This is a genomic window from Anaerofustis sp. (assembly GCF_019420015.1).
GTDB lineage: Bacteria > Bacillota > Clostridia > Eubacteriales > Anaerofustaceae > Anaerofustis.
In genome coordinates this window covers 41783-68268 of sequence record NZ_JAHZIA010000011.1, presented here as the reverse complement: position 1 = coordinate 68268, position 26486 = coordinate 41783, and the positions used below count along the sequence as shown (strand labels likewise).

Annotated in this window: 35 protein-coding genes; all 35 read right to left on the bottom strand. The window is 28.2% G+C overall.

Going from position 1 to position 26486, the window contains the following annotated elements; all coding sequences use genetic code 11:
• Window positions 1-296: 296 nt before the first annotated feature.
• Entirely contained in the window at window positions 297-1385 is a 1089-nt protein-coding gene (locus QZ357_RS03820) for an AAA family ATPase (protein WP_290771989.1), read from the bottom strand.
• A gap of 83 nt (window positions 1386-1468) precedes the next feature.
• Window positions 1469-2251: an N-6 DNA methylase gene (locus QZ357_RS03815; RefSeq protein ID WP_290771986.1), complete on the bottom strand. Its 783-nt coding sequence runs from the start codon at window positions 2249-2251 to the stop codon at window positions 1469-1471.
• A gap of 97 nt (window positions 2252-2348) precedes the next feature.
• The gene (locus QZ357_RS03810; RefSeq protein WP_290771983.1) at window positions 2349-2564 is read right to left on the bottom strand and encodes a hypothetical protein; all 216 of its coding nucleotides are present in this window, start codon (window positions 2562-2564) and stop codon (window positions 2349-2351) included.
• Between the two features lie 150 nt (window positions 2565-2714).
• Window positions 2715-3038, bottom strand: a complete 324-nt coding sequence (locus QZ357_RS03805) for a hypothetical protein (RefSeq protein WP_290771980.1) — start codon at window positions 3036-3038, stop codon at window positions 2715-2717.
• A gap of 2 nt (window positions 3039-3040) precedes the next feature.
• The gene (locus QZ357_RS03800; RefSeq protein ID WP_290771976.1) at window positions 3041-3823 is read right to left on the bottom strand and encodes a hypothetical protein; all 783 of its coding nucleotides are present in this window, start codon (window positions 3821-3823) and stop codon (window positions 3041-3043) included.
• A 23-nt stretch (window positions 3824-3846) separates the two neighbouring features.
• Entirely contained in the window at window positions 3847-4218 is a 372-nt protein-coding gene (locus tag QZ357_RS03795) for a hypothetical protein (protein ID WP_290771973.1), read from the bottom strand.
• 361 nt (window positions 4219-4579) lie between these two features.
• The gene (locus tag QZ357_RS03790; protein WP_290771971.1) at window positions 4580-5341 is read right to left on the bottom strand and encodes a hypothetical protein; all 762 of its coding nucleotides are present in this window, start codon (window positions 5339-5341) and stop codon (window positions 4580-4582) included.
• A gap of 105 nt (window positions 5342-5446) precedes the next feature.
• Complete coding sequence (locus QZ357_RS03785; protein ID WP_290771970.1) at window positions 5447-5674, bottom strand: hypothetical protein; 228 nt, start codon at window positions 5672-5674, stop codon at window positions 5447-5449.
• On the bottom strand, window positions 5658-6458 hold the full coding sequence (locus tag QZ357_RS03780; RefSeq protein ID WP_290771967.1) for a hypothetical protein: 801 nt from the start codon (window positions 6456-6458) through the stop codon (window positions 5658-5660). The genes QZ357_RS03785 and QZ357_RS03780 overlap by 17 nt, the downstream gene beginning before the upstream one ends.
• A gap of 14 nt (window positions 6459-6472) precedes the next feature.
• A complete protein-coding gene (locus QZ357_RS03775; protein WP_290771964.1) occupies window positions 6473-6691 on the bottom strand; it encodes a hypothetical protein in 219 nt (72 codons plus the stop codon).
• The gene (locus QZ357_RS03770; RefSeq protein WP_290771961.1) at window positions 6684-7604 is read right to left on the bottom strand and encodes a DNA recombination/repair protein RecA; all 921 of its coding nucleotides are present in this window, start codon (window positions 7602-7604) and stop codon (window positions 6684-6686) included. Before QZ357_RS03770 ends, QZ357_RS03775 begins: the two co-directional genes overlap by 8 nt.
• Window positions 7605-7609: 5 nt before the next feature.
• Window positions 7610-8437 (bottom strand): site-specific DNA-methyltransferase, encoded by an 828-nt coding sequence (locus tag QZ357_RS03765; RefSeq protein WP_290771959.1) that lies wholly within the window; start codon window positions 8435-8437, stop codon window positions 7610-7612.
• The gene (gene dnaE / locus QZ357_RS03760) at window positions 8434-11220 is read right to left on the bottom strand and encodes a DNA polymerase III subunit alpha (RefSeq protein WP_290771955.1); all 2787 of its coding nucleotides are present in this window, start codon (window positions 11218-11220) and stop codon (window positions 8434-8436) included. Before dnaE ends, QZ357_RS03765 begins: the two co-directional genes overlap by 4 nt.
• A gap of 76 nt (window positions 11221-11296) precedes the next feature.
• On the bottom strand, window positions 11297-12178 hold the full coding sequence (locus tag QZ357_RS03755) for a hypothetical protein (RefSeq protein WP_290771951.1): 882 nt from the start codon (window positions 12176-12178) through the stop codon (window positions 11297-11299).
• Window positions 12156-13100 (bottom strand): CHC2 zinc finger domain-containing protein, encoded by a 945-nt coding sequence (locus QZ357_RS03750; protein ID WP_290771949.1) that lies wholly within the window; start codon window positions 13098-13100, stop codon window positions 12156-12158. Before QZ357_RS03750 ends, QZ357_RS03755 begins: the two co-directional genes overlap by 23 nt.
• Complete coding sequence (locus tag QZ357_RS03745) at window positions 13093-13593, bottom strand: hypothetical protein (protein ID WP_290771946.1); 501 nt, start codon at window positions 13591-13593, stop codon at window positions 13093-13095. Before QZ357_RS03745 ends, QZ357_RS03750 begins: the two co-directional genes overlap by 8 nt.
• Window position 13594: 1 nt before the next feature.
• The gene (locus tag QZ357_RS03740) at window positions 13595-13942 is read right to left on the bottom strand and encodes a hypothetical protein (RefSeq protein WP_290771944.1); all 348 of its coding nucleotides are present in this window, start codon (window positions 13940-13942) and stop codon (window positions 13595-13597) included.
• A 149-nt stretch (window positions 13943-14091) separates the two neighbouring features.
• Window positions 14092-14403 carry a DUF2958 domain-containing protein gene (locus QZ357_RS03735; RefSeq protein ID WP_290771941.1) on the bottom strand — a complete coding sequence of 104 codons (312 nt, stop codon included), beginning with the start codon at window positions 14401-14403 and terminating at the stop codon, window positions 14092-14094.
• 200 nt (window positions 14404-14603) lie between these two features.
• On the bottom strand, window positions 14604-15290 hold the full coding sequence (locus QZ357_RS03730) for a hypothetical protein (protein WP_290771938.1): 687 nt from the start codon (window positions 15288-15290) through the stop codon (window positions 14604-14606).
• A 5-nt stretch (window positions 15291-15295) separates the two neighbouring features.
• Window positions 15296-15472, bottom strand: coding sequence for a hypothetical protein (locus QZ357_RS03725; RefSeq protein WP_290771935.1), 177 nt, complete (start codon window positions 15470-15472; stop codon window positions 15296-15298).
• Window positions 15472-15918, bottom strand: a complete 447-nt coding sequence (locus QZ357_RS03720; protein WP_290771932.1) for a hypothetical protein — start codon at window positions 15916-15918, stop codon at window positions 15472-15474. Before QZ357_RS03720 ends, QZ357_RS03725 begins: the two co-directional genes overlap by 1 nt.
• A 91-nt stretch (window positions 15919-16009) precedes the next feature.
• On the bottom strand, window positions 16010-16711 hold the full coding sequence (locus QZ357_RS03715; RefSeq protein WP_290771929.1) for a hypothetical protein: 702 nt from the start codon (window positions 16709-16711) through the stop codon (window positions 16010-16012).
• Window positions 16712-16878: 167 nt separating this feature from the next.
• Complete coding sequence (locus tag QZ357_RS03710) at window positions 16879-17409, bottom strand: hypothetical protein (RefSeq protein ID WP_290771926.1); 531 nt, start codon at window positions 17407-17409, stop codon at window positions 16879-16881.
• Window positions 17410-17498: 89 nt separating this feature from the next.
• Entirely contained in the window at window positions 17499-17786 is a 288-nt protein-coding gene (locus QZ357_RS03705; RefSeq protein WP_290771923.1) for a sigma factor-like helix-turn-helix DNA-binding protein, read from the bottom strand.
• A 40-nt stretch (window positions 17787-17826) separates the two neighbouring features.
• Window positions 17827-18231, bottom strand: coding sequence for a hypothetical protein (locus QZ357_RS03700; protein ID WP_290771921.1), 405 nt, complete (start codon window positions 18229-18231; stop codon window positions 17827-17829).
• A 24-nt stretch (window positions 18232-18255) separates the two neighbouring features.
• The gene (locus QZ357_RS03695) at window positions 18256-18936 is read right to left on the bottom strand and encodes a D-Ala-D-Ala carboxypeptidase family metallohydrolase (protein ID WP_290771918.1); all 681 of its coding nucleotides are present in this window, start codon (window positions 18934-18936) and stop codon (window positions 18256-18258) included.
• Between the two features lie 204 nt (window positions 18937-19140).
• Window positions 19141-19722 (bottom strand): DUF2612 domain-containing protein, encoded by a 582-nt coding sequence (locus tag QZ357_RS03690; protein WP_290771915.1) that lies wholly within the window; start codon window positions 19720-19722, stop codon window positions 19141-19143.
• A gap of 2 nt (window positions 19723-19724) precedes the next feature.
• A complete protein-coding gene (locus tag QZ357_RS03685; RefSeq protein ID WP_290771913.1) occupies window positions 19725-20888 on the bottom strand; it encodes a baseplate J/gp47 family protein in 1164 nt (387 codons plus the stop codon).
• 13 nt (window positions 20889-20901) lie between these two features.
• Complete coding sequence (locus tag QZ357_RS03680; RefSeq protein WP_290771910.1) at window positions 20902-21267, bottom strand: hypothetical protein; 366 nt, start codon at window positions 21265-21267, stop codon at window positions 20902-20904.
• A 9-nt stretch (window positions 21268-21276) separates the two neighbouring features.
• A complete protein-coding gene (locus tag QZ357_RS03675; protein WP_290771907.1) occupies window positions 21277-21897 on the bottom strand; it encodes a Gp138 family membrane-puncturing spike protein in 621 nt (206 codons plus the stop codon).
• 4 nt (window positions 21898-21901) lie between these two features.
• The gene (locus QZ357_RS03670) at window positions 21902-23845 is read right to left on the bottom strand and encodes a M23 family metallopeptidase (protein WP_290771904.1); all 1944 of its coding nucleotides are present in this window, start codon (window positions 23843-23845) and stop codon (window positions 21902-21904) included.
• The gene (locus tag QZ357_RS03665; protein ID WP_290771901.1) at window positions 23829-24215 is read right to left on the bottom strand and encodes a hypothetical protein; all 387 of its coding nucleotides are present in this window, start codon (window positions 24213-24215) and stop codon (window positions 23829-23831) included. The genes QZ357_RS03670 and QZ357_RS03665 overlap by 17 nt, the downstream gene beginning before the upstream one ends.
• Window positions 24216-24234: 19 nt before the next feature.
• Window positions 24235-24816 (bottom strand): phage baseplate protein, encoded by a 582-nt coding sequence (locus tag QZ357_RS03660; RefSeq protein WP_290771898.1) that lies wholly within the window; start codon window positions 24814-24816, stop codon window positions 24235-24237.
• 8 nt (window positions 24817-24824) lie between these two features.
• Window positions 24825-26240 (bottom strand): hypothetical protein, encoded by a 1416-nt coding sequence (locus QZ357_RS03655; protein WP_290771896.1) that lies wholly within the window; start codon window positions 26238-26240, stop codon window positions 24825-24827.
• Window positions 26241-26246: 6 nt separating this feature from the next.
• Window positions 26247-26486, bottom strand: coding sequence for a hypothetical protein (locus QZ357_RS03650; protein WP_290771894.1), 240 nt, complete (start codon window positions 26484-26486; stop codon window positions 26247-26249).

The following is a 26486-nucleotide window of genomic DNA, read 5'->3' as shown; positions in this document are numbered from 1 at the left end:
GGGACTTGAACCCTGGACCTGCCGGTTATGAGCCGGATGCTCTGACCAACTGAGCTAATGGCCCTAAAATTGGCGGGGATAGTAGGACTCGAACCTACACAAAAAGAATCAAAATCTTTTGTCCTACCATTAGACTATATCCCTAAATATATCAATCGCATTATTTTCATATTTTTTTCTATATTTAATTTATCCGTTCGATGTAAGGAATTTGTTCGTGATATTATTGGAATTTTATGGAGTATAGAAAGTAGAGTTATGTTTTTTAAATAATGCGATTGATTTTTATACAAAAGCTAAGCGGCTAATTTAACCGCGGCTTGTGTATACATATTACTCATTCCACTAAAATCAAACATTCTAATTTCATCCTTTTTCATCCCTTTGAAAATTGCTATCAATAACACCTTTTCAATATCTAAATTTGTATTTTTTAATTTAACAATATACTCTATGCATCTGTAAGAAAACACATATCTCATCCCTGATATTTCACATTGTCTTCTTAAAGAGTGTACAAAATTTACCAGATCTTTGTCATTTTTAGCAATACTCAATTCTACGTTTTTATCATAATCAAATTCTATCACAACGAATCTATCTAAAGTTGCTGAATCTAAAACCATTCTACCAGTGTACTGTTCATCTGCACCGTTCCCCTTTGTATTTCCTGCGGCTATAACACGGAAATTCTCATTTGCCTCTATTTTACCATTTGGAAACTCAAAATATCCATTAGCGATTGCGGCATTTAACAAAACTAAAACTTCCGGTATAGATGCATCTAATTCATCAAGGAAAAACAAACCTCCATTTTTAAATGCCTTATAAAATTCAGTTTCATGATATTTTCCACCAGCATCTATAAAACCAGTTATTTTATATTCTTGCTGAATTGAATTTGTAAAATAAAACTCCAAATCTAATTCTTCTGCTATTTTTTTTGATTGTATAGTTTTTCCACTTCCAGCAGGACCAGTCAAATATACCGGAATATTTGATTTTATACAACTCTTAATTGTTTCAAACTCTTTATGTTTTATTTCTCCTTCGTTGTTATTTATTTCTACTTCATCTATTTCATCTACTTCTTCATTTTCAGAAACTACTTTTTCTATTTTTTCTTCAACAAATTCTATTTTATCATTTTCTGCATTTGAATTAAGTCTTTTTTTATCACTTATAACATCGTATAATTTAACTTCGTCTACAATCTCAAGTTTTTTATTTAAGAAAAATTTATATCCTGAAATAATGAACGACTTATCATTATAAATTTTTCTCACATAGTTATAAATTGTTGCACTTCTGTCATACTGTACATAAACTACAACCGATCCTTTTTTGTTTGCTTTTTTAACATTTAAAATTTCAAAATTTTTCATATTGTCCTCCTAAACTTCTAATGTTCAATCTCTATGATTATAATATCATAAATTTATCTATCTGTAAATATATTTTTTTAAATTTATCTAAAAAATCTTGAATATCCTCCCCTAAAAAATATCCTTGTTTGCCATATATCATTAAAAGTTATCGGCGTAATCCAAAACACATTGTTTTCTTCTACAAAATCATTTTCTGGGGTTGTTATTGTATTAGAGTGTTTGATATATCCTGCAACACCCAGCAATGATAATTGTATATAAGCCATCCTTACACATGTTATATCTATATCTTGTCCAACAATCATAATGTGATTTTGATAATTTAACTTGCGAAATAGGTCTTTGCTTTTATTTACAGCAGAAATTAAAGTAGCACCTCCGCCTATAGCACAGTCATTTAAAACAGCATATCCTTTTTCTTTTACTGCTTTTGATAATGTTTTTTTATCAATAGTAACATCAGACATTAATTTACAAATACTATACGGTGTAAAAAATTGTCCTTTATTTTTACTTGAAATTTCCAAAGACATATAAATTGATCCTAATAAGTCTTGATCTGGATTTTTTTCCAACTCTAAAACAATCAAAGCAAACATTTGTGGAATAATTCTTTTTCTTTCTTTTTCATTATATTTTTTTGCTACACGAATATATTCCTTTTCCCTTTCTTCCCATGTACTTTTAAACGGTTCTATGTCTTTTAAATTTCTCGTTATTGTATTTGATATTTCTATTGAAAACAAGGTCATTAAATCAGACCATACTTCATATTTATTTTTATCTCTTTCTAACATATGAAAACCATTCATAAATCTTTTTTTATAATTTAATTCTTCTAATTTATTTATTTTTTTATCCATTTTATTTTTACCTATTTTTAATTTTTAACTAAATAAAGTCCTTAGTTTTGCCTTTTATTCTATACAAACAAGGTTACTTTTAAGGACTGTATTAAATCTATAATATTTTTATGTTTAAAGATAAAATTTCTTTTGTCGGTCTTAATTTCTTTATACTCAATGGTTTTGTTACAACTAATTTATGGTTTGCATTTAATAAACAATATGTTACACAATTTTTACTTACATAGTAAATATATTTACCTCTGTTTAATACTATTTCTTTACTATCAATTCTATTTTTATTTCTGTCTAAAAATATACCTGTTTTCATATTTACTTTACCTATCCTTTCTTTATCTAACTTATGTTTATTATCTCTATCTCTCTCTATCTCTCTCTAACCCCCCTACCCCCCTTCCTCTCTCTTACATACTAAGTATATCATTTTTAAAAAATGTTGTCAATCATTAATTTTATATTTTTACAAAACAAGTTTTAATAATAATTCGGCATTATTTTCTATTTTTTTCAATAATTCAAAATCATTATTTTCCTTTATTTTTGAATATAAATCAAAACCTGTACCTGAATCAAAATCTTTAAAATATTGATAATAGTCTGATTGTTTAAATTCGTTTGGATATTTATTTTTTAAATATATTAATTGTCTTGTATTCGCATCGTAATTTACATCTTTTACTATACTTTCATTTTTTTCATAATATAAATAACTATGAACCAAAATCCACCTTTGCAATAAATTTATTCTTTCTACAGTTAAAAAATAAGGATTTTTAAATTCCATTTTTAGCACACCTCTATATTTTGTATTTTACCGGAAAACTGATTAATAACTGAAACATTTCCTGTCTTTTTTACTTCTTTATTTAAATTATTTTTATCAACAATAAATTCTACCTTCGATCCATCTAATGAAGTTTTGTTGTCACCAATTGTATGCTGATCTGATTTTTGATCTGCTTTTATAATATAAAAAATATTTCCCGTGTCCGTAGTTATTTTAAATTTATCCCCAACTTTACCATAAGCAGAACCGAGCGCGGCACAATAAAAGTTACTGATTTTCATTATTCCGTTTTCATCTGGTGTTGCTTGACAAATAATTTTATATTGTAATGAATTTTTATCCGTTATCGCAGTATATGGCATCCAACTTTTAAAATCTGATATATTTAAATTTATTTTATTTGTTACTTTACTTTCAAATTTTCCAGTTTGTATTTCATAAAAATTTATTTTTTCATTCAATTCACTTATTTCTTTTTTATACTTGTCGGATTCTTCTACTTTATTTTCAATTTCAATATTTTTACTTTTTAATTTATCATTTAATCTGTTTATATCATCTTCCTTTTCTATTAATAAATTATTTAATTCTTTTATTTTTTCTGTTTGTTTATTGTATTTATAATTAAACACAGAAGCAAACATAAGTGATAAAATTACCATAATAATTAAAACTTTTATATGATAATTTTTCTGTTTTATTTTTTTATTTTGTTCTTTTATTAAACTTCTCATCTCTGAAGCATATTTACTATAGTATATATCTTTGTTATTTTTATCCATTTTATTTACTACCTTTCTATTAATTAATGCTCTAATTTTAACTTACGCTTATTTTTTGGAAGAAAAGCATATTTACTTATACAAATTGCATCCGCTACATCATCATCCCCTTTCGTATCTATACCCAGGTTATTTTTAACATAATCCATCGTATCTGTTTTGTTATCGGTGATAGTTCTATATTTTCCTTTATTTTTTCCTTTGGTAATAAGTATTTGCTTTTTTTTACCTTTAGAACTTCCTACAATGTTACTTTTCCAGCTTCTTGTGTCTACAGAATAAACATTAATATTATATTTTTTTGCTACGTCTACAATATTGATAATCAATGCGGCAGTTGATTGGATATAATTTATATTTAAAAACCCCTGACTTCTTAGCCTTATCCTTTCCACTATCACTATCACCCTGTGAGACATTTGATTTACTTCAGAGAGACTTTTGACTATTAGTTGCTCAACTGTACTATTGACAATGTTTCGTTTCTCTGAATTGTTTCCAATGTGTTTCAGTGGTATGTTGCCATATTCTATAACCTTATCATCTTTACATATAGACCAACCAGTGTTTTTATAAGATTGATCTATCCCGATACATATTTTACTCATACATTTTCCTATTTTCTTTCCATTATGCTTTTAATAAATTCGTCAATATTATCAATGATTATTGGTAAGATAATATCATTTTTCTTAAAATCAAAAACTTCTGAATAATATTTATAATAATCTTGTAAAGTATTACAATGATAATCTATTACACTTCCATAAGCATAGAACTTTTTTGTATAATCAGGATGTAGCTCAAATAATCTCCAAACAATTCTTCTTTGGAAATCAGGATTTGAAAGAAAAAATGATATTTTTTTAAATTTAACTTTTCATTTGCATCTTTTATCTTTATCTTAAATGTGAAAGATTGTAATTTTCTTTTATTAAAATCGTCTACATTATATTTTACAATAAATAAATTACAACGATAGCCCATATTTTCTAACATGTCAATTAAAATAACAGATTTAGCCGCTTCTCTCATTACCGTATAAGCAGAATATTTAGAACTATATCCGATTGTTTTATAGATATTTAATATTTTATCTTTTTTTTCTACCATTTTATTTAATATCATATTATTCGGAATACCTTGTAAATAACGTGGGACAGAAACATTTCCACCTATAACATTATATTCACTTTTCATTTTTATATTTTTATTTGTTTTTATTTTTATATTTTTAATTTCATTTTTTAAATCAACTGTACCGTTTTCCCACCCATGCAACATGGTATTATGCGCTTCTTCAAATGTTTTAAAATAATATAAAGAACTATATACACCTTCTTTTTTTCTACCAGAAGAACATTCATTTTTATATTTATACACTTTTGAATATTCTTTATTTTCTTCATAAGGAATGGATATGATTTCATATAAATCTGCAATGGAATTAAAAACCCAGGTTCTATCAAAAAATCCTTCTCTTTTTCTTAAATATTTATCTACATTTATTTTTTTCATACTAACTTTTCCTTTCTATAAATTTCATTTCAACATCTATAATTATAATAACATAAATGATCTTAAAAATCAATACAAAAATAAAAAACGAGCAAAAAGCTCGTTTTAAATATCAAAATAATTTATATATTTTTTTAATTCATCAAAATGTTTTTTACACAAAAATACATCTTTTCTTTCTTTTTTACAGCGATTCTTATTCTTTATTTTTTTTGTAAAATAAATATTTATATCTGACACTTTATTACAACAATCACATTCTATTTCTTTTACTGGCCTATCTTTATTTTTTAAAGTTCTTTTTATACCAAATGTTTCATATATCTTTTCCATTTTTATACTTTCCTAAATTATAACAAGCGGAACGCATACTACAGTTATTCGCTCTTTCATCGAAAGAATTTTTACAACATCTTTTCGGCAAAATACCATCTTCTAAATATTCATTTTTAGCATTTTTAATATCATATAATCTTTCGATAAAAGGTAAAACTTCACGATAATTAAATTTTACTTTAAATACTGAAAAATCTTGTGTATTTTTATCTTCTAATAAAATAATTCCATCTTCTATACCGGTCAATAACATATAAAGCTGTATTTGCTTTCTCGCACTTGGATGAGGATTAGGTAGTTTTATTCCAGAGCTATATGCTCTTGTATTCATTGATTTATATTCTATGATATATGGTACATTATCAATTTCAACAATGCTATCTGGCGTATAAAACAATTCAAATTCTTCATTATAACTTCTTGCTTCATTTTTTATTAATTTAATACTGTTGCCTTTTTTACCGCTACATTTTTCAATCATTGATTGCCATTTTTCATGAATACTTTCACCTGCGGCAAAAATTTGCAACAAATTAACCGGTAGCTCCTCCCCTTGATCCATTTCAAATAACAATGATAAAACTTGTTGTCTTAAACAAAATTTTTCATCCGGAACAATAATAGATGAAGCATGTAAACCTTTTCTTACTTCTGTAAGATTTTCTTTGTCTCTCATTAAAACAAATAACTTAGAAAACTTTTGTTTTAATATCATATTATTTATTGATTTATTACCACCATTTTTTTGCACCATTTCTAAATATTTATTTAACTTTGACATTTATTTTTCCTTTCCTAATAACTAAATTTATTCATAGAATTTACTTTCTGATTTTGTTCTTCTATTTTTAATTTTATCTCTCTTTTTTCCTTTTCAAGTTCTAATTTATACTTTTTATATTTTTCACAAAAGGCGTGACACCGGTCTGTCCTGTCATAACAATTATAACATGGCGATTTTGTTTTATAATTTTGTGGTAAAACATTTAATGTATGATTTTCAAAGCTAATCATTATTCAGCATCTTCCCTTCTCGCTGTTTCTTTCTGTTCTCAGACATGATTTCTTTGCGGATAGCTAAAACATCATCATGACTAACATATCCGCGATCAAATATCATAGGAATTTCACACTCTCCAAACGGGTTACATATTTTTGATTTTACAACTTTACATTTTGTAACAATTCCTATTTTTTGACTATCAGAGCTATTTCTCGGATCTTTATTCGGTACTTCTATCCATGCTCTTCTGCCCACCTGAATCCTGACGCTACAATAAAACTTTAAAGCCCTTCCACCTGGTGTGTCTGTTTTTTCTCCAAACAACATAGCGTTCATCTTATCTCTAACTTGATTAATGAAAATAATTGTCGTTCCAGATTTTTCAACCTCTCTTTCAAGCACAGGTAGAGCTTTATTTAATAACCTTGCTACCCCTCCGATTCTATGTTCATTTTCTAAACTTTTATCTACTTTGTCGTAATCTTCTTTTGGCATCAGAGCTGGTACAGAATCTACTACAATTAAAGGAATTCCTGTTTTCGTAAATTCCATCACACGATCAAGCGCATCCTCACCGTATCTGGGGCGATATACCAACAACTGTTTTGGTTTATTTCCCAAAGTTCTTGCTCTTTCTGCATCAAAAGTACCCTCTGCCGCTACATAAAGTGCCATATCGTTTAAACCGCAAAGATGTAATCCTAAACTTGTTTTGCCGCTGGATTCTGGTCCATATATTTCCATTATTCTACCTTTCGGTATTCCTCCGCCTAATACAAAATCGAGATCTTCTATATTTGTTGATATTCGCGGAATATTCATATTTGCTTTTTTTGATCCTAAACTATAAATAGAACCTTCCCCGTTTTTCTCTTCTATTTTTTTACACAATTTCATAATTTCTAATCTTTTCTTTTCATCCATTTTTTTCACCTATACTTTAAAACATTAGAAAAATCTTTATCTATTCTGTCAGTAGCATATTTACATTGATTTATTGATATTTCTGCACCTAAACACTTTAATTTTGTTTTGTTTTCTTCATTATATTTTAACACAGCATAAGCAGTGGTGCCAGTACCCAAAAATGGATCAAATATTATATTTTTATCTTTTGCATATATTTTCAATAAAGCACAAACTAAATCAGAACTAAATGTAGCTTTATTGTAAGGATTAGAACCATCATTATTTTTCGCTTCAATAAAATTATAAATTGTACTATAATATTTTTGCCCTGTCCTTGAAACAGATTTAACTTTTTTATTACATTGAAAAGTTTTGATTTCATCCTTTCTTACAATTACAAAAATATATTCTATGATTCTTGTTAAAGCATTTTTGCTTGCATTATTCGGCAAGGCATTACTCTTTTTCCATGCGATACAATCAGCTAAAACAAAATTAGTATTATCAATAATATCAGATATGACATAAAACATATCTGTTGTATTTTCTGTAGAATAACTTAAATTAAAACATATTACTCCGTCTTTGTCCAATATTTTATTTAAATATTGAAATAATTTTACAATAAAACTTCTATACTCTTCGCTTGTTTTTTCATTATAAATATCATATCTACCCCAATGATTTCTAAGAGCTTTTTTGCTTTTACTTTTTCTGCTTGTATTATATGGCGGAGAAGTTATTACTAAACTTACTTTTACATTATTTTTATATAATTTTTTAATGTATTGTAAACAATCTCCATTATATATTTTTACCTTATTAGTATCGTAAAAATGATTTATCATTTGCTTCCCCTGCTATACAAACTACTATTATATTTTTGACATCTACCAAAATATATTTTTTTATCAAACTCTAACGCTCCTTCGGTTTTTAAAACCTCTAAAACTCTTTTATTTACTATCCTTTTATAAGGCTCCATTCTGTCTAAAAAATCATCATAATCTAAATATTTTCCATTTTTCTTTCGCTCCTCTTCTATCACCTGCGCCGCTTTTAAACCTACATTTTTTAAAGTAGACATCCCTTCTCTTATACATCTTTCACCATCAATTTTTGCTATGCTATGGTAAGCACAACCATTTACATGTGGTAACAATATTACTACACCATTGTATACCGCTTTTGCACTCAAACGAGGAATGTCTTTTTCATTCGCATATTTTAATGTAACATACCAAAATTCTGTATTATAATTTATTTTATAAAACATTTGTTCAATCGAAATCAAAGCATAACCTGTAGCATGACCGGCGTTAAATGTATAAGTCAATATTTTATTAAAAATATCTTCTGCTTCTTGTTTGCTTATCCCTTTTTCTGTTACTGCTCCTTTTACAAATAATTTTCTTAATCTTTTTTCTTCTTCCAATACTTTTTCTAATTCACTCTCAGACAATTCAGAATTATCTCTTTTCATGAATTTCATAATTTTATCAGCATCAGACCATGACATACCAGCCATCTCTACACATATTTTTTGCACCTGCTCTTGATAAACAAATGTTCCATAAGTTTCCTCAGCATATTCAAAAAATATATTACTATCATTCATTTCATCGTCTTGTAAAAAAGCTTTTTTATTTTCTGCGTATTGCTCCACCATTCCTGAAGAAAGCGGGCCAGGACGATTTAAAGCATTTGCGGCAATAACATCTTGGTAACAGTCACATTCAATCTGCTTTAATATATTCTTTGCACCTTTAGCTTCAAATTGAAATATGCCATCTGTATTAGCTTTTCCAAATTCTTCATAGATTTTTTTATCATTTAATAAATCATAATCAAAATAATGTGGCCTTCCTGTTAAATCTCTTAACTCTCTCAGAATAGACATTGTACGAAGCCCCAACATATCAAATTTGATTACATTTAATTTTTCAATATCCACAAGATCGTAAGATGTAGTGTACATCTGTTTTGATCTTCTTTCAATTGCTGTATATTTTAATATATCATCTCCTGAAATAGCTACACCAGCCGCATGAGTTCCATAAAACCTAATCTTACGATATAACTTACTAAAATGTTCTATAATATTATCATATTTATAATTTACATTCAAAACATTTTCATCATTCATTGCAGAATGTAAATCAAATTCTCCTGTTTCTACATCAATATATTGTTTTACTAAAGATTTTATTTCTTTTTGCTTTAAAATAATCTCTTCATCTTTTTCCTTTTTGTTGCTATCATTTTTATCAGACAATGGTAAACCACAAATTTTAAATAAATCATTTAACAAATTATCTACTTTATATAAACCGTAAGAACAAATTCTTGCGGCTCTATTCGGATACCTTTCAATTAAATATTCAATAACTTCTCCGCGTCTATCTGTTTCAAAATCCACATCAATATCTGGATATTTATTTTTATCTTTTCTTAAAAATCTTCTAAAATCTAAATTAAATATCAAACTATCCACATCTGTTATACCTAAAGCATAAGACACTAAACTATTACAAGCCGACCCTCTGCCTGGCCCTACTTCTATACCCTTTGATTTAGCCCAGTCTACATAATCTTGTACCATCAAAAAATAATCTTCAAAACCATGGTAAACAATAACATCATACTCTTCTTTACATCTTTTAAAATATTCCCTGTTATATTTGCCTCTTTTTTTCAATCCTTGTTTAATGTTCTTTAATAACAACTTTTTACTATCTATATTTTTATCAAACACAGGAAGTTTTAAAGGTAACTTTTCAAATATTTCTTCATCTACTTTATCAGATATTTCATTTAAATTTTTTATACAATTTTTTGCAAACTCTATCGCTTCTGATTTGTCATTAAATAAATTTGAATCATTTCCATGCATTCTTAAAAAACGATTAACAATCTCTTTCTTAGATGGCATGTATCGTTCCTTATACTGCTTTCCAAACTCTCTGTGCCCAGCTATTTCGTGCATTTTTAAATAAGTATCAAATTCATCACTTTTTCCAAAATGAGAATCAGAAGTTAAAATACATTTTATATCCAGTTCTTTTGCCAAATGCATTAAAAATTTATCTGTATTTTCTTGCAAACCTTTTTCTGTCAATTTAAACGGCTGAATTTCTATATAATAATCATCCCCAAAAATATCTTGAAACTTTTCTGCAAATTTATAAGACAAATCTTCTCTTTCTTTGTTATACATTTTTGATATTACTCCACCTACACATGCAGACGTACATATCAAACCTTCGCTATATTTTTCTAATAATTCAAAATCTACGATTGCTTTATAATAATAGTTATTTTTGTTACTGTATGTAACTATTTTATTTAAATTATGATAGCCTTTTAAATTTTTAACAAACAAACATAAATGGAAACTATTTTTTGTCTGTTTAAATTTTGGCATAAAATAAACTTCATTTCCTAATATAGGTTTTATGCCAAATTCTTTACAATCAAAATAATGTGACACCAAACCAGCCATATCACCATGATTTGATATTCCTAATGCTTTATAATCTAATTCTTTTGCTACGCTTGCGAGATATTTTGACTTACCCGCTCCGTCAAATAAAGAATGTTCGTCGTGTCTATGTAAATCTAAATAATTCATTTTACACCTCAAATATAAAAGCCATATTATAACAAACTATTAATATTCATTTGTTATAATATGGCTCACATATAAATCATTCCTCTTCTTCTATAAACTCAAGATATTCTTCAATATCACTTAAAAATGCTTTCTTTGTTCTTTTAATCTTTTTAATATTATCTAACTCTAAATATTCTAAAAAATCATCTTCATCAATATCATACTCATCTAAATATTCTTCAATTTCATCTTCTGTTATATATTTAATATTTGACTTTTTTCTTTTTTTAGGCTTTTCTTCCTCTTCTTCTTCAATTTCATCTTCTTCTTCATCGACGCCAGGCATCGGATCATTCAATGTCTTAAAATTCTTTTTTGTTTTCTTTCTCGGCTTTCTTTCTTCAATTTCATCTTCTTCTTCATCGACAGAAACGTTATCTATATCATAACCTTCTGCGTATTCATCTGATAATGGAAAAGCTTTATCTAATATTTTTAGCACAGCAGATTTTGTATAAGGCTTAACTTTTGTATTCCTAAATCTCTGCTTATCCTGAGGAATAACAGAATAAGAAGTATTCTGTTGCTGTCCTGTTTTTGATAAAACATAATCTCTATCCAAAATTGTACCATAATTTTCATACATTGATAAAAGCAGTGAAACCGGTGTGCAATTATTAACTGCAAATAACATAATTTCTACTTTTTTAGTATCATAATTATAAACAGACCACGCATACTGTGTTCTTGTTCTTAACTCTTCATCACCACATAATGGACAATTTTTCCCAAGCTCTTCTTGGCAAATAGTATTTATTCCCGCTTTATAACTGTCATGGAAAGTAAACTCAAAACCTTTATCCATTTCTTGTAAAAATCTAACTCTAACTTTTGAATTTGATCTAACAAATAAAATTTTATCTTTATTAGATCCACTTTTAGCAACATTAGATTTAATACTTTCGATGATCCCCATGGTTCATTCTCCTTTTTAATTTAATTTTAGCTAAATTCATTTTTTTTCTATCCATATCCCCCATATCTTTTACATCTTTTTGATATGGGAAAATTTCTACATTAAAAAAATTTTTTAAATATTTTGTCCCTCTTTTACCATAAACATCATTATCTAAAGCTGATATTATATTTTTTACTCCCTCTGATTTTAATTTTAAAATCTGATTATCAGTTATTTTCCAGCCTAAAATTGCAACTACATTTTTTACCCCTAATTGTTTTGCTTTTAACATATCAAAATATCCCTCGACAAGCATTACTGTTTTTGTATTTTTATAATCGCCTGCCAAAGTCGTTTTACGACGAAAACCTTGATTATATAAATATTTTCGCTTATTAGCAATATAGGGGTCAAATGTTCTACAAACCCAGCCTTTAAATTTTTTATTATCTTTGATCGGAAAAATAATAGGATAATTTTCATTATAGGTTATCTTAGCTCCAAACTTATTTAAAGTAGTCATATTAAAACCTCTATAACTCATATAATCTACAGCTTCATTATCCTCAAATATCCAATCTACTTTAGAAAGTCCATTATAATAATCTTTAGCTTCAATTAATTGTTGACGATAATAAGAACTATTTTTCTTTTTTACATTTTTTATTTCTTTTACTTCTGATTTATTTTTTTCTCCTTTTATTATACGATTATATTTAGACATTAACTGTAAATCATTTTCATTACAATTATCATCTAACATTTTCATTTCTTTAAAAAATCTAAAAGCATCGCCGCCTTTTTGACAACCATAGCAATACCAAAAATCTTCATCCAAATTAATTTGAAGACTTGGATTTACGTCACCATGGAACGGACAAAGTATTTTTTCATCATATTCAATTTTAAAATACTCTAATACTTTTAATAAATTACTCATCTTTTAACTCTGTTATCTTTAAATAATTACTTTTTATAATTTTATAACAATCATTTATTTCATTTAAATTTATTTCATCACGTTTAAATAAATTATCAAGATTCTTCATATTTACTTTATCAATAATATTTAAATAACATTTAATTTGAGAAAAAGTAATATTATTCTGTTTCATAAAATCAGAAAAACCTGAATAATCTGATATTTCAACTTTTCTTTCAATTATCTTGCTTCTTACTTTTTTACTCAATCTTGACTTTAATTTTTTAATATCAAAATCTACACTTGTTCTTTTTATTACTTTGATATTACAAATAATTTTTTCTTTTTCCGTTTCACCTTCAATCAAACTAATATTTATATTATCTATTTTTTCTTTTTTCAATAATGCAATAACTTCTTTTTTTAATTCATCTAATTGTAATTGATATGATTTTATTTGATGATTTAAAAATGCTACTTCTTTACATTTTTTTAATAATTTATCATCCATCTTAATCCCACGATTCTTTTTCTTCTACATCATCAAGAAAAATCTCTTGCACCTCTTCTACTCCTTCAGATATATCTTTTTCATCATTCTCTTCTAAAACATCAGATTCAACATCAATTCCTTTAAACGCGTTCATAACGAATCTGGGCCATTTACCGTTTGTATTTACCCATTGAATATCGTTTTTTTCAATAAAAAATCTTTTTCCGTTTTTCGTCTGAACTTCAACCCGCGTATTCCCCATAGCTACAATTTTTCCTGAATACATTTTTGCATTTTTATAATACAACTTAAACGCAACAAGATCACCTAATTTTAACGAATCAAGATAACTATTATGTTTTATCATTTTATTTCCTCCTAAAATAAAAAATGCCATAATTAGGCATATAAATCATACACTTTGTTATTGTACACACTCTAAATTTATATGCCTAACAATCATTCAACTATAATCACATTATAACACAAACATAATTCTTTGTAAAGTGTAACTTTTTACATCAATTCTCTAACTGTACCCTCAGAATATATATCCCTTTCAAACTTTAAACCAAAAGGAAGTTTAATATTTTCAAAATCGCTTAAACGAATATAACCCCATTCATACTCATAGTCAGTTTTTATATATCCAAAAAACAACCAATCATTTTCCTGTTCCTGCTTTTCTCCTTCTGTTACTAAAATTGTAGCAGAACCACATGGATTAAAAAATTTAACCACAACTTCTGCATCCAACCCTTTCGTTTCCTGAGAATACAAAGGATATTTTTTAAACTTTTTCTCAATCGCTTTAGTCATTAATTTCATTTTTCTACCTCACTTATCTATTTCTTTTCACAATAACTACCAAACATACTCAATACCAACATCATTTAATTTTTTAATGATTGTGTCTTTTCTCTCTCTTTCTATAATTATAATAGCACACTTTTATATAAATGTAAATACATTTTATAAAGAAAAGCAGAGAAAAAAATCTCTGCTTTAAAATAAATTTTTATATTAATTTAATCTTTATAACTAAATTCTTCACATTCTTTTTCTTTATATTTTGTATGGAGCATATTATCAATATATCTAATATGATGCCAGCTCCAATCACTATTTTCAAAATCTTGTATATACCTTTTGCACTTTATTATTTCTCTTGTAACAGGTTCTAATTCTTTTCTTAGTATATGTGATTCATGCAAGAACTCATTCATTGTAAGTATATTTGCTGTTTCTGCTATTAAAGCATATTTTTCATTTTCATGTTCTAAATATGATTCAAGCATTTCTTTTACTGTATGAGACGTTTTTAATTCCTTCATGTCTTTCCATTCAGGCGTTACCTTTTCACCAAACATGTCAATACAATAATGCTCTAACTTCATTTTCACTTCATTATCTTTTCTTGAAAAATATCTATGTAATCTTTTAAAACCTTGCAAACCTAATTTGTGAGAATCTAAACTTGCATTTTCATGAAAAGCATAACCTACTGTAAAAACTTCAATCGCTTTCATCAATTGCTCTACCGGAGATTTATCATTCATTTCATTTTTATTTAACATTCTATTTTCCTCTTCTCCTTCACCCCATTCATTTTCTTCTTCTATATTATTATATTCCTTTTCTTCTTTAATTTCAACAGGTTTTAAAGAGGGGTTACTTTTAACTTCATTTTGTTTTGTAAGATTATAATACCTCATCCCCATTAAGACACCTCATTTTTATTTAACAATCTATCAATTTTTTCTTCAATTCTTTCCAATCTCGCTTCATTTCTCTCCTGTTCCTCAGCATGACCTTCATTTAAACTCATGTTATATAAACTTGTAGTTATAGAAAACAAAGCAAGAATATCAAAAACTTCTAATGCATTATTTTTCATTATGCCAACTTAACAACTACTACATTTGCATTAGTCAAATTTGCTTGCACACCATTATTAATTATTGTCAAATCTACATCATTATTTACACAATTACAAGAATTTAAAACTTGTACAATTGTTGCAAATTTTAAATTAACAACTGCTGTATTAACTGTAGTAGTAGCTGTAGCTTCAGCAGATGGTACTAAAACTCCATTATTTGTAAGTTGCATAGAAATTGAACCACCTGCTGTTGCAACAGTAGATGCATCTGCATTAAACTCAACTAAATAAATTCCTGGTTTATTTAACGATATTGTACCTCCACCTGCCGCATGAGATATAGAACATCCTGTAAATGGTGCATTGTTATTAAAAACAACTACACTTTGAGCATTTACAGTCTGCTCGGCTCTTGTATAAGCATTTAAAGCACTTTTTTGATACCTTTTATCACAAGTCATTTTATTTCCTCCTTTTATTAAAAAAGACGGATAACATTACATTATCCGCCTAAAAATCAAACAATGTAATTATACATAACTATTTTATTTTTTAGCAACCACAACCGCAACCACAAGAATTAAATAATCTATCATTTGCAGATTCGTATGGACTGCAAGTAATGTAAGCCGGTCTGCTTATAGGTCTAAGCTCATTAATTAAATTAGCAGACTGTGCCTGTTGAGAAAGCTGGAAGTTTGCTGTCATAAGATCTCTGTCTCTTGCTTCAAGTCTATCTCTAAGATCCTGCATTGTATTAGCATTAATTAAAGCTCTTGTTGCTTCTCCTTCGGCATGAATCGCAGTTGTTATATCACAAGTATTTTTCGCCGCTTCATAACGAACTGCATCAATATTTCTATTTGTTTCACAGCAACAATTTTGCATTTGATAACCAAGATTTGATATTCCGGCATTTACATTATTAAATCCCTGGCATAAATCTCTTTGAATACCGCTAAATCCCTGGAGCATTGTGGTATTCTGAGCATAAAAACCATCACAAAGTCCATTCTGGATGCCTCTTATACCATTTTCAATTTGATTAAAATTAAGGCCATCGTAAAGCTCTGCTCTTGTAAGACCTGCCTGGTAAGCCGTGTTATCATTACGACCTCCAAAACCAAAGCCATTTCCACCCCAAGCTAAAAGAATGAAAAGTAAAAATACCCAAGTCCAAGTACCGCCACCTAAATTACCATTACTACCGCAAACATCATAAACAGGTGTAGCTCCCATCATTTCTCCTGCCATTTTATACCTCCTAAAAAGAAAAAGAAATAATTTATTATATTAAATTGCAATTTAATCAAATTTTTAACCCCATATTTTTTACCATATCCAAAAGACTATCAAAATCTACACCAACTTGCTTGCTTAGATTCATAACTACTTGTTTGATTTCCTCTTCACTTTTACCATTAGTCATTTCCATAGCTCTTTCCATTGCTGGATTTCCCTGAAACATTTGCAACATCATTGCTTGTGGATTCTGAACTTTTGATAGCTGGGATAAAACCTGTAATGGATTGAACATAACTATTTACCTCACTTTCAAGTTTTGTTATTTTATTTTCAAGTAAATTTATTTTATTTTTTAATTCATTTTCAACTTCACCAGAATTTTGTACATTTTGTTGAACATTCATAGGATTTACCAGCTCATATGTTCTTATGGAAGCTGTACCATCCATATTAATTTGTTTAGTATAAATTTTTCCACTTGCATAATCAGGAAAAATAAAAACAGATCCGTCAAGATCTATCATACTTGCTTTTGCTTCATCAAAACTTGTTACAGGTCTACCTTTCAATATCAAATTATTATTTTGTTGAATTTGTTGTTGACTACCATAAAACTGATTTTCCATCGACTGCAATCTGTTTTGCTGATTTATCATAGGATTAGTCATATATGGATTTCCCATATAGTAATTAGGATAATTAGCCAAATAAAAACCCCCTTTCCGTTTGTATATTTTTATTTTAACAAACGGAAAAGAGGTTTTAATAATCACATATTATTTAGTTTTAAACAATATTATAATTCATAAATATAATCAGCTATCATTTGCACTTCTTTTGGTAACAATTCATATTGTTCTAACAAAATTTCTTCTAAAACTTTTCTTGATTTAGAAATTAAATTATTTACCGTTTCTTTCGTATAACCTAATTCATTAGCTATTTCAACTAAAGATTTTTCTTCCACGTATTTCTTATATAAAACATTCTTATAATCTTTATTCAAACCAACTTCGTTTATTAAAATCTTAGTGGAATTTTTATTCAATCTATTTAATCTTCTCGCAAAACTTGTTTCAATCATTTTTTACCTCGCATTTTAAAAAATAAAATGCAAAATAAATTTATACTAATTTAGTTAAAATTGCAGTAACCAAAGTAGAAACAACAATTGTTATTACTGTATTTATAACAACCTCTTTTCTATTCTTATAGTTAACAATAGGTTCACTCAACATCTTATCTACTTTAACATTTAATTTATCTATCTCCCCATTACTACTATTTATATTTTTTTCTTTTTTATCTATATTTTTATTCATTCTTGCAACTGAATCATCTATTTTTTTAATCTCAAAATCTATAAACTTTAATTCGTTTTGCAATTCAATTAAAGCATGCTCTGAGTCTTCTATTTTATTTTTAATCAAATCTACTTGTTTATTAGTATCTTCAATTTTATTTTCTAAATTTTCTATAACTAAATTTACTTTTTGTTTAAATAAAATAAAAGCCTCATGATCTTGCAATTCAATACCCCTCGTTTCTTTTTTTTATTTTACCAAATCAATTGCCTCTTTTATCATTTTTACCGCTTCTTCTCTCGTCACATGAGACATATACCGTTTGTTACCATCAGGATCTCCATTTATTATACCATTTTTCTCCGCCCACTCACGATAAGGCGCAGACCAACTATTAGGATTTTTTTTAGCTAAATCATCAAAATATATATCCATCATTTTATTAAACTCTTGTTGTGTCATTTCTTCCTCCTTTTCTTCTTCCCCTTTATACTTTTCATATAACTTACCAAGGCCGAAACCGCTTACCACATTTGAACCTGTATTTTTCCACCTTACTTTATACCCTCTCGTATCAACATGAACAAAGGTAGCATACAGCCCACACCCAGTGTTTGGATAAAACATTTCCACATAAGATGCTACAGCATCCGGTGTTACACCTTGTACATTTATATCACAAGCAGTACCTTTTACATGTTGCGAATTAGAAGCACCACCAACTTTTTTATTATACTGAGGTGTCCTATAAGCTGAATTAATATTTATAGGTTTTTTAAAATAATCTCTTAATTCTTGTAAAATTTTCACAGTATCAATAGAAATAAGTATCTCATCACTACCATCTCTGCATCTAAATTCTTTTACTTTAAAATTTTTTGTAATACTATTTTCTCCATCTTTTTTTAAACTATATACTTTCACTCCCATTTATTTCACCTCTCAGAAATATTTTACAGATTACAAGCAAATAAAAAATAGTAGCCAAATGATAATTGACTACTATCGCAATTTAACTACTATAAATTTATTTTGCTCAATTATAACTTTTTACCATTTTCCTAATTTTTATTTTGAATTTACTAACTTAATTATTAGTATAACACAAATATAATGCTTTATAAATACCTTTCTTTAAAAGACTACCCAATTTCCTAAATCCCATCCTTTGAACATTTCTGTATCCATATCAAAAGCAAAAATCGCACCTTCTCCAAAATAGTAATTATATTGAACCCCAGCCGGACGAGGAACTAATAATCCTGCATATAACATACCAATTTGATTTTGTGTCATGCTTTCAGCACTAACAAAAACTAAACATGTCATATCAAGATTATCTATTAAATTTAACCTAACATTAGGAAACAAATTATCCCAAATATTAAAAATATTTTCCCTCGTTCCATCCCAATGATTCTGCGCTATTTTTGCCTTAACTAAAACTCTATAATCATCATCATTTAATTTATTCGTACCATCGGACAAAACAAAATCGACATATCTATCAACCCCAACTATTTTTCCAATAATATCCAATTGATTTCCTACTGCATAATCTAAATCGAAATCATAATCATAATTTAACAAACATTCTGCTACATCAAACAATGGTTTTAATAAATTTGATACAAAATTTATATATTTTTCTTTTGTTCTATGTTGTGAAGTTATAACATTTAAATATTTTTCACTATTTAAAACATCAGAGATCATTTTTACACCTCATTTTTAATAACAGTAATTAATGACACATCGGTAGTTAAAAGTTGAAACATTGAAGCTTCTACTTTTTGACTATTATCTACTAATACTGAATTTACAAAAAATGAAGGTGAAGAAATATCTCCCGAAGCAGACAAAATGGCATAGTATAAATTTGAAGCATACAATGTTTGCCCTATAGATAATTCTGAAAATTCTTGAACAATATTATTTTTTATATCAGCCTCAACTGCATCTGTAAAATTACTTAATTTTGTAATAGTAACAGAAACATTAACATTTTTATATTCTGGCCTTGAAAAAGAAATTTCAAGTTCTTGCTCTGAAGAAGTTGTTATTTTAACCTTTGTTGTGCCAAAAGTATCAGTGCCAGGTGTTTTTTTATTAAAAATAATATTAGCAATTTCATTTTCATCTCCACCCTCAACTACAAGTGCTATAGAATGTGGTGGCAATCCTAATTCATCATAATCTGACGTAAAATTTTCATATCCTTTAATTCTTACAACATTATTTAAAGCTTCTACATTTGCTAATATACTATCAAGAACTGTTAAAGCAGATCCTGAAGTTGCTTTAAATAGCCTTTCTCTTAATTCACTATCTGTTTCAATATCAGAACCAATTGTAGCCGGATATTTATTAGTCACACTTTCCCAACCTGAAGTTGGTGTATTAATTTTATTAATCGTACCAATTGGCGCCTGAATTGCTCCATAATCAACGCAAGAAGAAGTAACATCTATTTCACCAGATTCAGGAATTTCAAATTCTTTTTCTAATTGCCAAATATACCCGTTAACATCAATGGCCGATCCATAACTAACAATAGTTCCAGGTGCACCTTTACATGTTAACAGTGCGGCACTTGATATTCCAGACTTTCTCTTAATCCCCATATAAGACGCAACTCTATCAAGAGCTACTCCTATAGCTGTATCTGGATTATGCGAATTATAATCTAATATCAAACATTGGCAAATATCATAAAATAATAAACTAAAAGTAGATAAAAATTGATAATCTTGCGAATCTTCCGCTAAATATATATCATCACCATATATACTTTTAGTTTGCTCTATAAAATAATCTAAAACATCTTGATAAGATGGAACAATTAATCCTGACGCATCAATTGTAGGTGGAAAATAAGCCATTTTTATTTACCCCTTATAATTCTATTTCAACTTTAATTAATTCTCCAAAATTAGTTTCAAGTTCGCAATATAACATATAACTACGTGACACATTATCTATTTCACTTTTAAAAGTTACTATAGTTTCTACATTTTCAACTTGTAAAATCCTATCTCTTATTATTAAATCTATCGCAATTTTAGATTCTAACGTAGCATTAATGCCTAAAATAGACTGAAAAAACGGCGTTCCTTCATTTACATCTTCCCACCATTCGCCTTTTAATAACTTAATTTTAGTCACAACAGCCTGTGCAACTGCTTCGTTATCTTTTAAAAACCCTTGTTCATTCAGTCCGAAAACATAATCCCCATTTACATCCATTTTTCTATACTTCATATTTTTTACCTAAACCCAAGTAGAAGTTGTATAGACAGAATCACCTATTACTACATTATGCCTATGATTATTTATATTTATATCATTAACATAAATTCCATCATCTTTAATTTCAAATTGCGTACCTTTATAGTTTAATTTTATAGAATCACTATTAACATTTTTTAATTTACGCGGCTGTGACATTTGACAAGGTAAACAAAAACAATCTGATAAATCATGTCTTCTTTCTTCAAATTGTGCTTGTATTCCTCCTGACTGCCACCAAGAATCTATACAAGTATCTGAAAAAAATAACAAACATTCATCGTTTACTTCTAACGGGAATGTTATACTAATATCATTACCGCTACTCAGATAAACAATTGGAATATCAAAAATTTCTGGCAACTGAAAAGATTTTACTTCTTGCGTAGCAAATTTAATATTCTCTTTTATAACAGGCTGTGCGGTAACAGTCATTTCGTCATAATTTATCGACTTAATGATTGCTGGACAACAACATCTTAAATCAAAAAAAATTTGCTTTTTTAATTCTTGTAAATTTTGCAACGATCCGCCAGATAACTCATTTGTACCAAGTAAAGATTTTCCTGTAACATCTCCAAAAGTTATATTTTTTTCTGACATTTTATCACCTCGTTACTTTATATAAAGTTTTAACAGATTTTATCATGCCTGTAAAACCAGCATAGGAACAATCACCTGTTTTAGCAACTTTAGGACTACCTTTTTTTAATTGATTCTTGTCAACTATAAACTCTATTTGAGAACCATCATGTACACAATATTTATGAAGCGCATCAGTATCTCTATCTGCTTTTGAATCTCCAATAAAAGCATAAAAGGTTTTTCCACCTGTAAGCGTTATTTTTAACTTTGTTCCAGTATAGCCATAATATGTGCCCATAGCCACCATGTAATATGGTGTATTTGAATAACTATCTGCTATTCTTCTTCTAAAACCCTGAGAATCAGTATAAGATCCTCCATCGTGCTGATATTTATATTGCATAGACGATTTAGAACTTAAACTCGTCCAATATTCAAAAGATTTAAAAGATGTTGCACCAGAAACACCAGAGTTACCATATGATTCAATGTTATAAGTGTCTCCGTTACCTGTAGTATCAGTAAATCCTGAATTTCCCACAAGCTCTGCAATAATTTGCGGGATTGCTCCTGCTTGATTGGTGGCTGTACAATTTGTATACCAATTTTGCCCTCTTGTATCCCCAGAAAACTCAACTTTAATAATTCTATATAAATTATCCTGATCTAAAGTATAGACAACAGAATTGCCATCTGAATACTCTTGTTCTACGATTTGATCATTAGGAATATTTACCAAACTATATAAAGTTATTCTCGGATTTAATAAACATTGAAAAGAAATACCCTCAGCGTTTTGTTGCGGACTACCGATTAAACCCGAACTGCTATTTAAATGAATTATTTCATTTTCTGAAATATCATTAAAACTAACTAAATTTACTTTTCCAGAATCAGTATAAAAATTAGCATTTGATGTAGCGGCAAGTTGATCTAAAAAATCTCTCGATTTTCCAAAAACAACTTTCCCTCTAATATATTTCGCTGTATTAAATGAAGATGAAATAGAATTTAATTGTACCGGATTTGTCGAAACATTACAAATATTTTTTGCCACATCTCTTTTTGACATCCCGCGCGTCATTGTATAACTTATAAATCCACTATTTAAAAACCTTTCACAATCCATTGTAATTAAAGTTAAATAATAATCTACTCCATTTTCTACGCCTCTTATTCCTTGAATAACGTCCCCATCATATATTAAACCAAATAAACCTTCATAACCAGCTTCTATTGTTACTCTATTACAATTTACCATCAAATCATTTTCTGTTTCTGTATTTAAATTATAAATTGTAACTGTACCTGTATTTGCTTCTCTTGTTAAAGATTTTGAAACATCAAACACAATATGTAAATCCGATAAATCTAACCCTGTACCGTCTTCTCTAAAAACCATAATTCTATATTTTCGACCATATAAATAATTTCCCGTCTCACTTATACTATTTTCATTAACAATTACTCTTTCATAAGTATACTCATAATTATCTTGTAACGAAAGTCCGCTACCTCCAAATGCTGTGCCAGAAACAAGACCCGTATTTTCTAAATAAGGCTGAGGATTCAAAATATAATTAGTATTTCTACTAACACTCCAAAACTGAGAATACGGTACATTTCTAATTTCAAAATGTAAATGTGAACCTGTAGACCTTCCAGTACTCCCCATTTTACCTATCACGTCTCCAGCGGTAACAAATGAACCTACAGAAGTAGAAAAAGCACTTAAATGTGCATAAAGTGTGCAAAACTTATATCTTTGATGCTCTAAAATAATATAATTTCCATACCCATCCGGATCATTTCCAAAATATTTAACCACACCACCTTGAGCGGCATATATATTACTGCCTTTCACACCTGGCATATCTAAACCATAATGAAAACTACTTCCTCTCATACCAAATTTTGAAGAAACAGAATAATTTTGAACCGGAATACAATTAATTGAAACCGCCACTTTCTACCTCTCCTTCGCTATAGTATCTATACTCTGTATCACCCCAAATTAATTTAAATTCTGCACCCAATTGTTTTTCGTTTGGATAATCATTATTTACATTAGAAGATTTTAAAACCATAATGCTACCGATCATTTTATAAGCAAATTGTTTTAAAATATTTCCAGAACTTAAAATACTACCGCCTGTAACAAGTGGTATATTTGATATTATTATATTTTGAAAAGTATCCATAATAGTCATTAACCAATATTGACACACTTCACTATATGTAAATTTCAAAAAATAAAAATGTTTTTTTTCATCAAATGTAACCTCTACTCTTGCTAACTGATTAGGAAGAGATTTTAACGGTATATTATTCACCATTTTAATTAAACCTCTTTTTTTATCTTCCAAGATAATTAGAAATCATATATAACAAACTTTCATCACTTAACGATTCAGCTTGAATTGTTCCCGAATTATTTGTAGTTGTAGTTTGCTCCCTTTTACTTATTTTTACCGTTTTTTCTGAAGCAACAAGTAATTCTTGCATCGTAACAGTACACTTTAAACCATTTACATTGGACAAATCATCTTGTACAGATAAATTTGTAATCATCATATTCTGATAAGTTTCAATACGCGTATGTACCTGAAAAGCAAGTCTTTGTTTTTGTATTTCTCTTAAAATTCTATATGCCGCCGTAGACCTGGTGTAACTTATACCTTGAAACTGCGTTTCCTTCATTCCTGACATTGCATCAGACATTTTCACAGTCATAGTAACCTCTATCGGCTCAATATAAGCGTGATCTGCTATCGAAGCACCTTTCTGCACCTGATGAGAAGTTAAAACAGTATTTACATTATGCGCAACATCTAAAAATCCATCAAAAAAATATCCTGCTATATTTGTTTTTACTAACAACAATTCGGAATCAGTTATATCCTGCCACGGTAATTTAATTGGTAAACCATTTGCCATTTTTATTTTTACCTCACAACAGAAGAAATATTCATTGCTTCAAGTGCTCTTTTTGTATATTTATTTATTTCTCTTAGCGCATTATCATCTACGCTACCTTTTACATTTACATTTTGTTCATAGCTAACATTTAATTGTCTTGCCGCTTCTTTATCACCCAATAAAGCTCTGACTCTCATATTTTCAGCAGAAGAACCATCAAAAAACATATTTTTTAAAGTTTTTACAAATCCTAAAGAACTACTTAAAGGATCTCTGCCTGTTATAGCTTCTTTTCCAAGTGCCGCAAGAGATACCCCTTCTGGATCTTCGGAATCAGTTAAACCTAAAAAATCAGTACCTTTTTTTACATAAGGAAACACTTTCTCATCAAACCAATCAAATATATCTTTTAACCAACCAAACATATCTGAAAAAATATCATACAACCAAGAAAAAAATGGTTTTAAATTATTTATAATATAATTAACAGCCCATTCTATTTGCTCAAAAATCCACTCAAGAACACCTTTAGCTTTATTTAAAAATCCTTCAACTCCTTGCCACTTATCACCAAAAAGAGACTTTCCGCCTCTTTTCCAAGTCATATAATCATCTATTAACAAAACAATAGCTGAAAGACCTGCTAATATTATAGTCAATATCGGATTTATTGTCAATAAAATTGCACCAATAACACCAATAAACACTTTAAAAGTAGCAGGAAATTTTTTCATAAAATTATATGCACCAGAAATTAATTTAGCACCTAAACTAACAACATATGCTATTGCTTTACCAATCCTATAAATATAATATAACACCTTTGCTATTACAGCAGAAATTTTAGGAAGATTTTCTTGTAAAAATTTATTAAAATTAGATAGTTTTGCTCTTATTTCATCTATATCTACACCGAGATATTTCATAAAATAATAAACTATTTGACGAACTCCATTTTTAGCTATTACTTTCATTTTATCAAACTCAAAAGTAACATCTCTAACTTTTTTCAACATACTATCTAATTCTTTTGGTGCAGAAGTTTGTTGTCCAAGTGACACTAATTCTTTAAATCTCGCTGTAAGCTCTGGATTACGCGCAATGGTAGATAATTCATTCATTGAATATCCAAGACTTGTAACCGCATCCTCTGTTACTCTATAAGCGTCGACGTTCATCCACATTGAGTTTGCCGCATTTTGCATTTGCATATCAGCATCTGCAACAGAAACAATTAATTTACCAACAGCAACTACAGCAGATGAAACCAGCGTTATAATTCCAACAGTACCTTTAGCAAGGCTTGAAGTCATTTTTGACACCATCGACACCATTTTATCTGTACCAAAATTTACAGTATCTAAAGCATCTGATAATGAATTTTTATTTACATTAAAACCAAGCGAAACTAAATATTCTTTAATAACACCTTTTAAAGCCATATCAAATCACCTCAAATTAAATGAATTGGAAATATTATTTATTTCATTTTTATTTTCTATTTCTTTCATTTGCTTCTCAAAAAATAACTTTTCATTTAAATTTTTAACAGACATGGCTTCATGTATATCAAACAGATCCGAGATTATATACGTACCATCCCACAATTCATGCTGTTTCCACATTTTAGATAAAACTGGTGTATATAATATCATATCTATATTTTCGGAAACATAATATTCATACAT